The organism is Streptomyces sp. LS-MS-L19, assembly GCF_058382285.1.
Window position 1 is genome coordinate 2721707 of sequence record NZ_JBYCLL010000001.1, and the last position, 13046, is coordinate 2734752.

Consider the following 13046-nt stretch of genomic DNA (forward strand, 5'->3'; position numbering starts at 1 on the left):
CTACGATCTGCGGATACGTCGAAGGCGGGGAGCGGGCGTGGACGGTGTCGGGGACATGGCGGTGGCGGCCGTACGGCTTGCCGAGGGGGCCGGGCTGGGAGAGGCCCTGGGCGATGTGGCCGACCCGGCGGTCTGGGTCGCGCTGGACGAAGAGGTGCGGCACGGCGTCTGGTCCCCGGCCGACGGCACCTGGCTGCCGGCCTGGCAGCGGACCGAGCAGGGGCGCACCCTCACCGACGCCCTGCGCCGTGGCGAACGGCTCACCGACGGGCGGCTCGCGCTCGCCCTGTGCCACCGGGACGGGAAGATCCGCGAGCGGGCGCTGGACCGGGCCGCGGGGCGCCCGGAATTGCTGCCCCTGGTCGTGCTGCGGTGCGCGGACTGGGCCCAACCCGTGCGGGAGACGGCCCGGCGACAGCTGTCCGAGGGGCTGGACGCCGAGGCCGCGGTACGGCTGCTGCCACTGATCCTGCGTCTCGGGCGCCGGGGCCGGGGTGACTTCGTCGCCGATCTGGCCGAGACCCTGCTGCGCACCGCCGCTCCCGGGACCCTCGCCCCGCTCTGCACGGACAACGACCGGACCGTACGCCGGTACGCCTACCGCCTCGCCGTCGAGGAGGGGCACCTCTCCCCCGCCGAGCTGGCCAGGGCCGCCGCCCGGGACACCGACGCGGTCGTCCAGTCCCGGTGCGCTGACGCGGCGCTGGCGGGCCTCGCGAAGGGTGCCGTGACGGACGGCTCCGCCTACGACGACGTGCTGGAGGCGCTGCTCGCTGCGCGTGGTGCGCAGGCCCGGGCGGCCGGTGTGACGGCGCTGCGGCGGGCCGGGCGCGGTGACCGGGCGGTGGGGTTCCTCGGGGACCGGGCCGGGGTGGTGCGGGCCTGTGCCCGGTACGTGGTGCGGCAGGGCGGGGGCGATCCGCTCGGCTGGTACCGGGAGCGGTGCGGGGCCGCCGATGATCTCGCTCCCGGTGTGGTGAGCGGGCTCGCGGAGTGCGGGGAGCGGGCCGACGCCGTCCTGTTGTGGGCGCTCACCTCGCATCCGGTGGCCGCGGTGCGGACGCGGGCGGTGGCCGGGCTGCGGGCGCTGAACGTGACGGACGTGGCGCGGCTGCGTGAGCTGCTCGACGACCCCGCGCCCGGGGTCGTACGGGAGGCGGCCCTCGCGCTGGTCCCTTCCGCGCGGAAGCTGGACGACCAGTGGCTGATGCGGCGGCTGGGCGCGGACCGGCCCCGGGCGGAACGGGTCGCCGCGTTCCGGCTGCTGAACGCGCACGACGGGGTCGTACGACTGCGGGCGGCCCTCGCGCTGATCGACGACCCGGACGACCGGCTGCGGCACTGGGCCCGGCAGTCGGTGCAGCGCTGGCAGCCGACGGCCGACGTGCCGCGCGGGTCGGCGGAGGTGGGCGAGCTGCTGGACCGGGCACGCTCCCTGATCAGCGCGTGGGTGCTGGAGCGGCACAGGTGGGAGACCGGGCTCCGGACCTGAGCCTTTGCTGGTCCTAGGGCTGATCGGGACCGCTTCATGGGCCGCGGCGGGTGCACACTGGAGCGTGGGACGAGTGCCTGACTGCGGGGTGATGCAGATGCGGAGCCGTTTCCGGAGCGACCGGCGCCTGACCGTGCGGATGACGGTCACGCTGTTCCTGCTCGGGCTGCTGTACGTGGCCTTCTTCGCCGCGTTGATCGTGTTGCTGAAGTCCTGGCTGCTGGTCGTGGCGTTGATCGCCGTGATGTTCGTGGCGCAGTTCTGGTTCTCCGACAAGATCGCCATGTTCGCGATGCGCGGGCGGGTCGTGGGGCCGGTGGAGTATCCCGAACTGCACGCCGTGGTCGACCGGTTGTGTGCCATCGCGGACATGCCCAAGCCCGTCGTCGCGGTGTCCACGATGGACATGCCCAACGCGTTCGCCACCGGCCGCAACCCGGACAACGCCGTGGTGTGCGTGACCACCGGGCTGCTCGACCGGCTGGAGCCCGCCGAGCTGGAGGGTGTCCTCGCGCACGAGCTGTCGCACGTGGCGCACAAGGACGTCGCCGTGATCACCATCGCCTCGTTCCTGGGCGTGATCGCCGGGCTGATCGTGCGGTTCGCCTTCTACAGCCAGCTGTTCAGCGGGCGCAAGGACCAGAACACCGCCATGCTGTTCGCCGGCGTGATGGGTGTCTCGGCGGCCGTGTACGCGCTCAGCTTCCTGCTGATCCGGGCACTGTCCCGGTACCGGGAGCTGGCGGCGGACCGGGCCGCGGCCCACCTCACCGGCCGGCCCTCGGCGCTCGCCTCCGCGCTCACCAAGGTCTCCGGTGAGCTGGCCCGCATCCCCACCAAGGACCTGCGTACCGCCCAGGCCTTCAACGCCTTCTACTTCACCCCGGCCACCGGCAAGGAGCCCGGCATCGAGCGGTACTTCTCGACCCACCCGTCCCTGGAGCAGCGGCTGGAGCAACTGGGGCGGATCTCCGCGGAGTTGGGCGAGCCCCTGGAGCCCGGGAAGGCGGGCTGAGGATGGGGCTGCTGGACATCCTGCTCGGGCGCACCAAGCCCGTCGCGCCCGATCTCGACCAGCTGTTCGCGCTGCCGTCGGCGGCCGTGACGCTGGAGGCGGCGGTCTCCCTCACCCCGACCGGGCGCGGAGCGGTCTGCTTCGCCACGGTCGAGGGAGCCGCCTTCGAGCAGACGCACCGGGAGGTCCAGGCCCTGCTGGACGCGGACGCCGAGCGGGACGGCCCGCCGGTGGAGCTGCGCCGGGACGACTTCGGTTACTCCTGGCTGGTCTCCGAACGCGTCCCGGAGCAGCTGCCGCAGCTGGTCAACGACCTGCACGCGGTGAACAGTTCGATGGAGGTCAACGGCTTCGGGCCCCAACTGCTGTGCTCACTGGCCGGGTTCCGGGACACCGGGGGCCGGTCGCTCGCGCTGGTCTACCTCTACAAGCGCGGCACCTTCTACCCCTTCGCGCCGCTGCCCGGCGAGGGGCAGCGCCGGGACAACGCGCTGGAACTGCGGGTGAAGGCGGCGCTCTCGAGCGATCTGCGGATCGAGGCGGACCTGAACCGGTGGTTCCCCCTGTGGGGCGCTCCCGGCCTCTGAGCCGTCGGTCTCTTCCCTAGCTCTTTCTCTCGCGCGCCTGGCGACGCGACTCCAGCGGGCGCTCGCGGCGGTACCTGCGGTCCCACTTGGCCTGCTTGTCGCGGCGGTCGCGGTACGCGCGGTAGCTGCCGGGCGAGGCTCCCGAGGCGCCCCCGGCCGCGCCGCCCGACGAGGACGCCGAGGTGCCACGGCCGTACTGCATGTACACGAAGAGCAGGGCTACGGCGACGAGCCACCAGGTGTGGTTCCCGAAGCCCAGGATCACCAGGACGACGGTCCCGGAAAGGATGATGGTGCCCATGACGGGCCTCCGTGTGCGTGGGTGTGGTGTAGAAGAGTAGCCCCGGAGGGGCGGGGTGATGCCTGCCCTGCGCGAGCTCTTTCCCCGCACTCTGGAGTTGGTGTCCATGCCCGTGCCCTTCACGCAGGAACACGACGGTGAGCGCCTCGCAGGCGTCCATGGCGGCGGTGACGGTACGGCCGCGGCGCCGACCGCCGTACTGCTGCACGGAGCCGGTCACGGCAGCAAGGAGCGACTCCTGCCGCTGCTCGACGAGTTCGTGGCGCACGGCTGCCGGGCGCTGGCCTTCGACTTCTCCGGGCACGGCGAAAGCTCGGGCGAACTGGCGGGGTCGAGTCTGCGCCGGCGGTTCGAGCAGGCGGTCGCCGTGATCGACGCACAGGTGCCGGCGGACGGCCCGCTGGTGCTGGTCGGCTTCAGCATGAGCGGGCAGACGGTGGCCGACCTCGTCCGGCACTACGGCGGGCGGGTCGCCGCCATCGGGCTGTGCGCGCCCGCGGTGTACGCCGGCGAGGCCTGGGAGGTGCCGTTCGGGCGTGGGGACGGGGAGTTCAGCGCGATCATCCGACGGCCGGACAGCTGGCGGCGGTCACCGGCGCTCACTGCGCTGCGGGGGTTCGAGGGGCGGGCGGTGCTCGCGGTGCCGGGCACGGACGCGGTGATCCCGCCGGAGGTGACCGAGGCCGTACAGGAGGCCCTGGCCTTCCGGGCGCAGTTCACGCGCCTCGAACTGCCGGACGCTAATCACCAGTTGGGCGTGCGGATGCGTGACCACGCGGACGACCGACGGGAGTTGGTGGCCGCCCTGCTGACCGGCCTCGGCGACGGGGGCTGGACCGCCACCCGTGGCTGGGTGGCCAAGCAGCTTCCCGAGGGCCGGTCGGTCGTCGACACCGGTTTCCTGTCCGGGGGTTGGAGCTCGCAGATGCGCCGGCTCACCCTCGACGACGGTTCCGAGCTGGTCCTGCGGTCGTTCGTGAAGCCCTTCTTCCGGCATCACGCGCCCGGGCTGCTGGGCCGGGAGGCGTCGGTGCTGGCCCTGCTCGCCGCCGAGGACGGAGTACCGGCCCCCGATCCGGTCGCCGTGGACGCGACCGCCGAACACTGCGACCACCCCTCGCTGTTGATGTCCCGGCTGCCGGGCCGGGTGCGGGTCGACGAGGAGGATCTGGAGCGGCGGCTCGACCTGCTGGCGGACCAACTCGTGCGGATCCACCGGGTCGTGCCCGGGGAACGGCCGCGCGCGTACCAGGCGTGGACCTCCCCGGAGCGGGTGCGGGGAGTGCGGGGCCCGCTGTGGGAGCGGGCCGTGGACGTGATCCGCCGGGACCCGCCGTCGTACGAAGGATGCTTCCTGCACCGGGACTTCCATCCGGGGAACGTGCTCTTCACCGGGGCGGGCGAGGGGCTCCGGGTCAGCGGGGTGGTCGACTGGGTGGAGACCTCGTGGGGGCCGGCGGACCTCGACGTCGCCCACTGCTCGACGGCCCTCGCCCTGCTGCACGGTCCCGAGGTCGGGCTGGGCTTCCGGGAGCGGTACGAGGCGCGGGGCGGACGCCGACTGGCCGACGGGCCCGCCCATTTGTACTGGCGGCTCCTGGACGCCCTCGCCTACTGCCCCGACGCGGCGAAGCTCGCCGGGCCCTGGCGCGAGCTCGGACGGACCGATCTGACCCCGGAGGTACTGGGGGTGCGGCTGGAGGGGTATGTGCGGGGGCTCGTGGAGCGGTACGGCTGACGTGTCGAGCCGGGCGGGCCGGGAATTCGTTGGACGGTGTGGTGTCCGGGCTGTAGCTTGCGGGGGACCGTGACACCGCCCGAGGAGGTGAGACCCATGAACGCTGTAGCGATGTGGGTGCTCCCCCTTCCCGTCATGGCCGGCGACTGACACAGGTGTCGCCGGGAGCGCCTCGACCACAAGGCACTCCCGAAAGGCAACACCCATGGACTCGGAGCAGTTCACCCCCGGGCAGACGTCGTTCGACGTGATCATCGCCGGGTGCGGGCCGACCGGCGCGTTCCTCGCCGCCGAACTCCGGCTGCACGATGTGCGGGTACTCGTCCTGGAGAAGGAGACCGAGCCGGCCTCGTACGTCCGCATCGTCGGTCTGCACATGCGCAGTCTCGAACTGATGGCGATGCGCGGGCTGCTGGATCGCCTTCTCGCCCACGGCAGGCGGCGTCCGGCCCGCGGTTTCTTCGCCGCCATCGACAAGCCGGTGCCCCAGGGCCTGGATTCCGCGCACGCCTATCTGCTGGGCATCCCGCAGCCGGTCGTCGTCCGCCTCCTGGAAGAGCACGCGGCCGGGCTGGGGGCGCGGGTCCGGCACGGTGTCGCGGTGACCGGTCTCGAACAGGACGACGAGGGGGTGACCGTCGAACTGGCCGACGGCGAGCGGTTGCGTTCGCGCTATCTCGTCGGCTGCGACGGCGGGCGCAGCACGGTGCGCAAGCTGCTCGGGGTCGGTTTCCCCGGCGAGCCCTCGCGGACCGGGACGCTGATGGGCGAGATGGAGGTGGGCGTGCCGCAGGAGGAGGTCGCCGCCAAGGTCGCCGAGGTCCGCGCGACCCAACAGCGGTTCTGGCTACGGCCGTTCGGTCCGCGTATCTACAGCGTCGTGGTGCCCGCAGCGGAAGTGGGCGAGCGCGCGACGCCACCCACCATCGAGGAGTTCAGGCAACAGCTGCGTGCCGTCGCCGGAACCGACTTCGGGGCGCACTCCCCCCGCTGGCTGTCCCGCTTCGGGGACGCGACCCGGCTGGCCGAGCACTATCGGGTCGGGCGGGTGCTGCTGGCCGGGGACGCGGCGCACATCCATCCGCCGATCGGCGGTCAGGGCCTCAACCTGGGGCTCCAGGACGCGTTCAACCTCGGCTGGAAGCTGGCCGCGCAGATCCGCGGCCGGGCGCCCAAGACGCTGCTGGACACCTACGAGGCGGAACGTCGTCCGGTCGCCGCGGACGTGCTGGAGAACACCCGCGCCCAGACGGAGCTCCTGTCCACCGAACCGGGGGCGCTGGCCGTGCGCAGGCTGCTGAGCGAGCTGATGGACTTCGACGAGGTGAACCGGCACCTGCTCGAGAAGATCACCGCGACCCGCATCCGCTACGACTTCGGCGACGGCCCCGACCTGCTCGGCCGCCGCCTGCCCGACCTCGACGTCGATCGGGGCCGCCTCTACGACCTGCTGCGTCACGGCCGCGGCCTACTGCTGGACCGCACCGCCCACCTGACCGTCGACGGCTGGTCCGACCGGGTCGACCACCTCGCCGACCCCACCGCGGCCCTGGACGCCCCGTGCGTCCTGCTGCGCCCCGACGGCCACGTGGCCTGGATCGGCGACGATCAGCGGGGCCTCGACGACCGGCTGGCACGGTGGTTCGGGGAACGGACGGGGTGATCCTCCGCGTCGGCTACTCCCCCGGTGCCGCTCTGAGGACGCCCGCTGCGATGGCCGTGGTCAGGGCCGCGTGGTCCTTGGTCGTCTGGGTGGCGTAGGCCAGGGCGAAGTCGGCCACCGCGCGGTCGAAGGTGTCGGCGCCGCCCAGGTACGCGGCGATCGCGACGCGGTCGCCGGAGCGGGCGTGGGCCCGGGCCAGGGTGGTGCCGCAGAGGCCGGCGTACGCCCTGAGGTCGGCCGGGGGCATGCCCGCGACGTCCGCCGAGCCCTTCATGTCGCGCAGTTGGCGCCAGTAGTACGCCCGGCCCTGGGGCCCGCTCATCCAGCCCAGGAAGATGTCGCTCGCGGCCTGGAGCAGACGCTGGCCCACGACCACCCGGCGCCCGTGATGGACGTACGGCCCATGCGGCAGGTGTTCCTCCAGCACCGACGGGCGGGCCTCCTTGATCTGGAGGAACAGCGGGTCGTCGGCGTCCCGGCCGGTCAGCAGGACGATGAAGCAGCGGGTACCGACACTGCCGACGCCGACGACCTTGCGGGCCGCGTCCACGAAGCGGTAGCGGTCCAGGAGCAGCCGGCGCTCCTCGGAGAGGGTGGAGCGGTAGTCGCTGAAGATCTTGCGCAGGCTGGCCATGTCGGGGGCGCCCGCGGGTTCGAGGAGCGGCGGGTCGGTGATGATGCGGCGGCGGCCGTCGACGGTCTCGGTGAGCTTGCCGAGGGCCTGGAGGCTGGTGCGGCGGCGGGCCCGGGTGAGGCTGGACTCGACGCGCCTGCGCCGGCGGGCGGAGCGGACGAGGGGCAGCAGGCTGTCGGCGTCGACGCTCTCGTACCAGACCTCCAGCTCCGCCATGGGGGCCAGGCGCCGCATGGCCGTGCGGTACGCGGTGACCGCTCCCCGGGCCGCCCGGTGGGCCTGGTCCTCGCTGTGCCCGTTCTCGCGGGCGGCCACGGCGACGCTCGCGGCGAGCCGCTTGACGTCCCACTCGAAGGGGCCCGGGAACGTCTCGTCGAAGTCGTTGAGGTCGAAGAGGAGGGAGCGTTCCGGGGAGGCGTAGAGGCCGAAGTTGAGGAGGTGGGCGTCGCCGCAGAGTTGCACCATGAGGCCGGTGTGCGGCTGGGAGGCCAGGTCGGCGGCCATCACGGCGGCGGAGCCGCGCAGGAAGGCGAACGGGGAGGCCGACATCCTGCCGTACCGGATGGGGAGGAGTTCCGGGAGGCGGTCGCGGCCCTGTCGTTCCAGTACGGCCACGGGGTCATGGCGGTCGAGGGACGGGAGCCAGGTGGCGTGGGCGGAGCGGGGGACGCGTCTGCGGGCGGCCCGGCCGCGGGTCTGCGGGGTGCCGGGGGTGTTCATGGGGCCTGCCTCTGGGTCACGCCCGCCTCCTGGTCGCCGGTGTGTCCGTCACCTCCTGATCGCAGTGAAGGGCGGGGGTGGGGCGGGCGCATGTGGAGTACGGCGATCGGGTGACGTGTGCATCGGGGGCGCGTTGTCAGTGGCGTCGGTCAAGATGGGCCGTATGGGCTTGGGTGATGCGGTTCGGTATGTCGGGGTGGATGAGCGGCGGGCTCGGCTGGGGTCGCGGCAGCAGTTGGCCGTCGAGGCTCGGGTGGGGACGCCGGAGGAGGTGGGCGGGGCGCTGGTCGCTCTGCACGGGTCCGATCCAGCGACCGTCTACCTCGCGGTGGGGGCTCGGCTCGTGGACGCGTCCGGGACCGTCGGGGAGACCGAGCGGGCGCTGTACGAGGACCGGACGTTGGTGCGGATGCACGGGATGCGGCACACGGTGTTCGCGTTCCCGACCGAGCTGACCGCCGTCGTACACGCCTCGACCGGGCTCACGGTCGCGGCGCGTGAACGGGCCTCGCTCATCAAGGACATGGCGAAGGCGGGCGCCCCGGACGCGGCCTGGCTGAAGGAGGTCGAGGAGTCGGCGCTGGCAGCGCTCGCCCGGCGCGGGCAGGCGACGGCGGCCGAACTCTCCCAGGACGAGCCGCGGTTGCGGGAGCAGTTCGTGTACTCGGCCGGCAAGAGCTACGAGGGCGTCCACACCGTGTCCTCCCGGCTGCTGCGGGTGCTCGGTGTGGAGGGCAAGGTGGTGCGCGGGCGGCCGCTCGGTTCCTGGATGTCCTCGCAGTTCCGCTGGGCGGTGGCACCGCCGCATCCCGAACTCGACGTGGCCGAGGCACAGGCCGAGCTGCTGCGGCGCTGGCTCACCGTGTGCGGGCCCGCCACCGAGGCGGACCTGAAGTGGTGGACAGGCTGGAAGGTGACCGACGTGCGCCGTGCGCTCGCGGCGATCCGCGCGGTCACGGTGACGGTCGACGAGGGTCCGGCCTACGTCGTGGAGGGCGACGACGGTCCGGTCGAGGGACCGTCGGAGCCGTGGGCCGCGCTGCTTCCCGGGCTCGATCCGACGGCGATGGGCTGGCAGCAGCGGGACTGGTATCTGGCCCCTGCCCTGCGTCCGGCCCTGTTCGACCGGAGCGGCAACGTGGGGCCGACGGTGTGGTGGAACGGGCGGGTGGTGGGGGGTTGGGGGCAGCGGGCCGACGGGGAGATCGTCTGGCGGCTGCTGGACCCGGAGGGCGTGGGGCCGGAGGCGGAGGCGGCCATCGCGGTGGAGGCCGCCCGCCTGCGGGAGTGGGTGGGGGCGACCCGGGTGAGACCCCGGTTCCGGACCCCCCTGGAGAAGGAACTGGCCGAGCCGACGACGTGACGGTCCCGTCCGGGCCGACCCGCTGACCGGGGCGGGCGGTTCATCGGGGGCCGGGTCGGCGTTCTGATCGGGGGGTCGGCTTGCCGAGTGGCCCAGGTCGGCTTTCTGGTCCGGGGGGCCGGCTTGCTGGGGCACCGGGTGGCTCCGGGAAGGGCATCCGGCTGACGGCGGCAGCCGGCTTGCCGGGACGGCAAGAGCTACCGCCTGACGGACGCCGGGAGGCTGACCGGAACGGCGAGAGCCGCCGGCCGACGAACTCCGGAAAGCCGACCGGCCCGGTCAGAGCCGCCGGCTGACGGGGGCCCCGGGCGGCTGACCGGAACAGCCAGGGCCGCCGGCTCACCGAGGCGACCGGCTTACCGGGACCGCCGGCGAAACCGGCTGGCTGGGGCAACCGGCCAACCGGGATGCCCGGGTCGACCTTCTGACGGGGGCAACCGGCTGACCAGGGCGACCGGCTTAGCAGGGCGCCGGGGTCTCCGGAACAGAGTTCACCCGGCGCCCCCGGTTCACCGTGCGTAGCGCATCAGCGCGCGCACCATGTGGCACGTGGTGTCCGACGGTGGGTGGACGCCGATCGTCTCCGCGGTGTCGCGGATCGTCTCGTTGCGGGCCTGGTTCGGGACGTAGACGCCGGAGTCGAGCAGGGCGATCGCGAGCCGCATCGCCTTGAGGCGGCGGTTGTGGGTGACGTACCACTCGCGGGGTCGGCCCGGCGGCAACGGGCGCTTCTCCACGGGGGCGTACGGAAGGTCGAGCAGCACCGGATGCTTCGCGGTGGACTGGGTGGGCAACGGCTTCGGCTTCAGTGCGGCAGCGGGCACAGGCATCCTCCTGTCGCGGTAAGGGCGGGAGCCGGGGTCCCGGCGACGCCCTCGAACACTGGTTTTATTCTACCGCCCGGCACTGACAAAAGCCCCTGGCCACAAGGGCTTTCGAGGGTGCTGTGACGCAGGTGGAGAACGGGTTTCCGGGTACCGTGGCGACATGGAGATCTGGATCAACCCGGCCTGTTCGAAGTGCCGCAGTGCGGTCAGTCTGCTCGACGCGGAGGGTGCCGAGTACACCGTCCGCCGCTACCTGGAGGACGTCCCGAGCGAGGACGAGATCCGCGAGGTGCTCGACCGGCTCGGCCTCGAACCGTGGGACATCACCCGCACCCAGGAGGCCGCCGCCAAGGAGCTGGGGCTCAAGGAGTGGGCCAGGGACGAGAGTTCGCGGGACCGGTGGATCACCGCGCTCGCCGAGCACCCCAAGCTCATCCAGCGGCCCATCATCACGGCGGACGACGGCTCGGCGGTGGTCGCCCGCTCCGAGGACGCCGTACGGGACGCCCTGGCCAGGAAATGACCGAGTGTGACGCAGGTTACGTCAGATGACTCCCGCAACCACTGAGTAACCTCGTTCGGTATCTCGTACATAGCGGCGTACGCTCCCCTAGCTCTCAGGAGGCGCGCATGTCGCGCAGGAGAACACTCGGCACGAAGAAGAAGGTCGCGCTGCTGGTGAGCGCGGCGGTGGCGGCGGGCGGTGGGGCCTTCGTGATGGCCAGCACCTCGAACGCCGCGAGTCCGCAGACGGCCGCGGAGTCGACCGTCTGCCAGGGCCTCGCCACCGCGCTCGGCAACAACCAGCGGTTCATCGAGGGGCAACGGGCCAATCCAGACGCCCAGTCGGCGGCCCGGATCACCAACCGGGAAGCGGTGATCGCGCAGATCAAGGTGCAGCAGGAGGCGTCCGGTTGCGTGGTCGGGGAGTCGGCTCAGGGCTCCCAGGCCGGCGCGGGACAGCCCCCGCAGGCCGCGTCCCCGTCAGCACCCGCCGCTTCCCAGGCCCCGCCCGCCTCTCAGGCTCCCCCGGCCGGCAACGCCGCCTCCGGGCAGCAGGTGTGCAACGGTTCGACCGTCACGCTGTCCGGTGAGGGCGGTGCCCCCGCCGCGTCCAGCAACCAGTTCCCGGCCGGCACGAAGCTGAAGGTCACCAACCTGGACAACAACAAGTCCACGACGGTGGAGGTCACTTCGGTCTCCGGCAGCTGCGCCCTGCTCAACAACGCGGCCTTCGAACAGGTACGGGAGCCCGGCAAGTTCCTCATCCGCCGGGCCGTGATCGAGAAGGTGGGGTGAGGTTATTCGCCTAGGAACTCGGTGAGGCGGCGCGCCAGTTCGGGAGGCGCGGACTGCGGCAGCGCGTGGTGGGAGACGCCGGGGACCACGTCGGCTTCCCCCCGCGGCAGCAGTCCGGCCGCCCGCGCTGTCACGTCGGACGTGTCATGGGTCCTGCTGTTCGCGGCCACGAGCAGCAGGACCGGCGTTTTCAGGGCGCGAAGCGCCTCCGGGGCGGGGCGCGGGCCCGTCACCGGTCTGATGGCGGGGAAACCGGCGGCCGCCTCCTGGAGCCGGAGCCAGTCGGGGTCCAGTGCGGCTCCCCCGGTCTCCCACCTCAGGAAGGCGCGGACCCGGGTCGGCGTCGGACGCAGCAGCATCGGCAGGGCGTGCCGGAGATACGCCGCCTTGAACCCGGCGAAGCACTGGGTCGGGTCCAGGAGGAACAGGCGGCGCATCCGGTCGGGGGCCCGCAGGGCGTGGTGCAGGGCGATCCAGCCGCCGTAGGAGTGCCCGCCGAAGTCCGCCTCCCCGACGCCGAGTTCGTCGAGGAGCGCGTCCAGCCAGGCGGACAGGTCGGCGGCCGTACGGGGGTGACGGTCGGCGGCCGGTGTGCTGCGGCCCGGGGCGCCGATCAGGTCGACGGCGAGGACCCGGTGGGTGCGGGCCAGGTGGGCGGCCTGGGCGTACCAGGAGGCGGAGGTCGCGCCCCCGCCGCCCGGCAGCAGGACGAGCGGGGGCGCGCCGGCCGGGCCGCACGCGTTGACGTGGGTCGTGCCGAAGGGCGTGGGCACCCGGAGCGCCTCCCGGTCGGCGGGCCAGCGCGCCATCACCTTGCCGTAGGCCGCGTCGAACGCGTCGGCGTCGAATCCGCGCATCGATCCCTCCCGTATTATCTCGCTCAGCAAGACACTCGATGAGCGAGATAGTAACGGAGGCCGCCCATGGCGCCCCAGGGTCCCGAGCTGGAGATCGTCCATCTGCTGCGTGCGGTGACGGTCGAACTCGGCCTGCACAGCGCCCGGTTCGCCCGGCGCAACGCCCTGCACCCGACCGACGTACGCGCCCTGATCGCGCTCATGGACTCCTCCCGCGCGGACGAGGAGATGTCGGCGGGACGGCTGGGCTCGCTGCTCGGGCTCAACTCGGCGGGCACGACCTCGCTCATCGACCGGCTGGAGCGGGGCGGGCATGTGCGGCGGGTGCGGGGGCGGGAGGACCGGCGCAAAGTGGTCGTCGAGGTGGACGAACGGGCGGTGGAGCTGGGCCAGGCCTTCTTCGGGCCGCTCATCGGGAGGACCGTGGAACTGCTCCAGGGGTACGACGAGCGGGAGCGGGCGGCGATCCGGGGGTTCCTGGAGGGAGTACGGGACGCGGCGGCGGCCGAGGAGGACTGACCTCACCCACCACCGACCCCCACCCGGCCCG

Annotated in this window: 13 protein-coding genes; 9 read left to right on the top strand and 4 right to left on the bottom strand. The window is 72.9% G+C overall.

Annotated elements, in window-relative coordinates; genetic code table 11:
* Window positions 1-55 precede the first annotated feature (55 nt).
* From AC2XR2_RS12055 to pspAB, 3 genes are all read left to right on the top strand, one after another.
* A complete protein-coding gene (locus tag AC2XR2_RS12055; RefSeq protein ID WP_491518437.1) occupies window positions 56-1492 on the top strand; it encodes a hypothetical protein in 1437 nt (478 codons plus the stop codon).
* A gap of 97 nt (window positions 1493-1589) precedes the next feature.
* Complete coding sequence (gene htpX / locus AC2XR2_RS12060) at window positions 1590-2507, top strand: zinc metalloprotease HtpX (protein ID WP_350870161.1); 918 nt, start codon at window positions 1590-1592, stop codon at window positions 2505-2507.
* Between the two features lie 2 nt (window positions 2508-2509).
* Window positions 2510-3094: a PspA-associated protein PspAB gene (gene pspAB / locus AC2XR2_RS12065; protein WP_330267439.1), complete on the top strand. Its 585-nt coding sequence runs from the start codon at window positions 2510-2512 to the stop codon at window positions 3092-3094.
* 16 nt (window positions 3095-3110) lie between these two features.
* Here pspAB and AC2XR2_RS12070 read toward each other — a convergent pair whose 3' ends face one another.
* On the bottom strand, window positions 3111-3395 hold the full coding sequence (locus tag AC2XR2_RS12070) for a hypothetical protein (protein WP_123760260.1): 285 nt from the start codon (window positions 3393-3395) through the stop codon (window positions 3111-3113).
* Window positions 3396-3501: 106 nt separating this feature from the next.
* Between AC2XR2_RS12070 and AC2XR2_RS12075 the strand changes: the two genes are divergently transcribed.
* Window positions 3502-5133, top strand: a complete 1632-nt coding sequence (locus tag AC2XR2_RS12075; RefSeq protein WP_491518438.1) for an alpha/beta fold hydrolase — start codon at window positions 3502-3504, stop codon at window positions 5131-5133.
* 205 nt (window positions 5134-5338) lie between these two features.
* Window positions 5339-6796 (top strand): rifampin monooxygenase, encoded by a 1458-nt coding sequence (rox, locus tag AC2XR2_RS12080; protein WP_491515009.1) that lies wholly within the window; start codon window positions 5339-5341, stop codon window positions 6794-6796.
* A 13-nt stretch (window positions 6797-6809) separates the two neighbouring features.
* Here the strand turns inward: rox and AC2XR2_RS12085 are convergent, their stop codons facing one another.
* Window positions 6810-8150 carry a DUF2252 domain-containing protein gene (locus tag AC2XR2_RS12085; protein ID WP_491515010.1) on the bottom strand — a complete coding sequence of 447 codons (1341 nt, stop codon included), beginning with the start codon at window positions 8148-8150 and terminating at the stop codon, window positions 6810-6812.
* A 163-nt stretch (window positions 8151-8313) separates the two neighbouring features.
* Here AC2XR2_RS12085 and AC2XR2_RS12090 point away from each other — a divergent pair, with 163 nt between their 5' ends.
* The gene (locus AC2XR2_RS12090) at window positions 8314-9513 is read left to right on the top strand and encodes a winged helix DNA-binding domain-containing protein (RefSeq protein ID WP_491515011.1); all 1200 of its coding nucleotides are present in this window, start codon (window positions 8314-8316) and stop codon (window positions 9511-9513) included.
* A gap of 509 nt (window positions 9514-10022) precedes the next feature.
* On the opposite strand, the gene AC2XR2_RS12095 is transcribed toward AC2XR2_RS12090, so the two are convergent.
* Window positions 10023-10337, bottom strand: a complete 315-nt coding sequence (locus tag AC2XR2_RS12095; RefSeq protein WP_330267435.1) for a hypothetical protein — start codon at window positions 10335-10337, stop codon at window positions 10023-10025.
* A gap of 163 nt (window positions 10338-10500) precedes the next feature.
* On the opposite strand from AC2XR2_RS12095, the gene AC2XR2_RS12100 reads away from it, so the two are divergent.
* Complete coding sequence (locus tag AC2XR2_RS12100) at window positions 10501-10863, top strand: arsenate reductase family protein (RefSeq protein ID WP_330267434.1); 363 nt, start codon at window positions 10501-10503, stop codon at window positions 10861-10863.
* A 107-nt stretch (window positions 10864-10970) separates the two neighbouring features.
* On the top strand, window positions 10971-11639 hold the full coding sequence (locus AC2XR2_RS12105; RefSeq protein WP_491515012.1) for an RlpA-like double-psi beta-barrel domain-containing protein: 669 nt from the start codon (window positions 10971-10973) through the stop codon (window positions 11637-11639).
* A 2-nt stretch (window positions 11640-11641) separates the two neighbouring features.
* Here AC2XR2_RS12105 and AC2XR2_RS12110 read toward each other — a convergent pair whose 3' ends face one another.
* Window positions 11642-12496 carry an alpha/beta fold hydrolase gene (locus AC2XR2_RS12110; RefSeq protein WP_491515013.1) on the bottom strand — a complete coding sequence of 285 codons (855 nt, stop codon included), beginning with the start codon at window positions 12494-12496 and terminating at the stop codon, window positions 11642-11644.
* Window positions 12497-12562: 66 nt separating this feature from the next.
* On the opposite strand from AC2XR2_RS12110, the gene AC2XR2_RS12115 reads away from it, so the two are divergent.
* A complete protein-coding gene (locus AC2XR2_RS12115) occupies window positions 12563-13015 on the top strand; it encodes a MarR family winged helix-turn-helix transcriptional regulator (protein WP_491515014.1) in 453 nt (150 codons plus the stop codon).
* Window positions 13016-13046 lie beyond the last annotated feature (31 nt).

Coding starts and splice junctions, on each gene's coding strand:
- htpX (WP_350870161.1), top strand. CDS start 1,590: ATGCGGAGCCGTTTCCGGAGCGACCGGCGCCTGACCGTGCGGATGACG.
- AC2XR2_RS12075 (WP_491518438.1), top strand. CDS start 3,502: ATGCCCGTGCCCTTCACGCAGGAACACGACGGTGAGCGCCTCGCAGGC.
- AC2XR2_RS12055 (WP_491518437.1), top strand. CDS start 56: ATGGCGGTGGCGGCCGTACGGCTTGCCGAGGGGGCCGGGCTGGGAGAG.
- pspAB (WP_330267439.1), top strand. CDS start 2,510: ATGGGGCTGCTGGACATCCTGCTCGGGCGCACCAAGCCCGTCGCGCCC.
- rox (WP_491515009.1), top strand. CDS start 5,339: ATGGACTCGGAGCAGTTCACCCCCGGGCAGACGTCGTTCGACGTGATC.
- AC2XR2_RS12100 (WP_330267434.1), top strand. CDS start 10,501: ATGGAGATCTGGATCAACCCGGCCTGTTCGAAGTGCCGCAGTGCGGTC.
- AC2XR2_RS12085 (WP_491515010.1), bottom strand. CDS start 8,150: ATGAACACCCCCGGCACCCCGCAGACCCGCGGCCGGGCCGCCCGCAGA.
- AC2XR2_RS12090 (WP_491515011.1), top strand. CDS start 8,314: ATGGGCTTGGGTGATGCGGTTCGGTATGTCGGGGTGGATGAGCGGCGG.
- AC2XR2_RS12115 (WP_491515014.1), top strand. CDS start 12,563: ATGGCGCCCCAGGGTCCCGAGCTGGAGATCGTCCATCTGCTGCGTGCG.
- AC2XR2_RS12105 (WP_491515012.1), top strand. CDS start 10,971: ATGTCGCGCAGGAGAACACTCGGCACGAAGAAGAAGGTCGCGCTGCTG.
- AC2XR2_RS12070 (WP_123760260.1), bottom strand. CDS start 3,395: ATGGGCACCATCATCCTTTCCGGGACCGTCGTCCTGGTGATCCTGGGC.
- AC2XR2_RS12110 (WP_491515013.1), bottom strand. CDS start 12,496: ATGCGCGGATTCGACGCCGACGCGTTCGACGCGGCCTACGGCAAGGTG.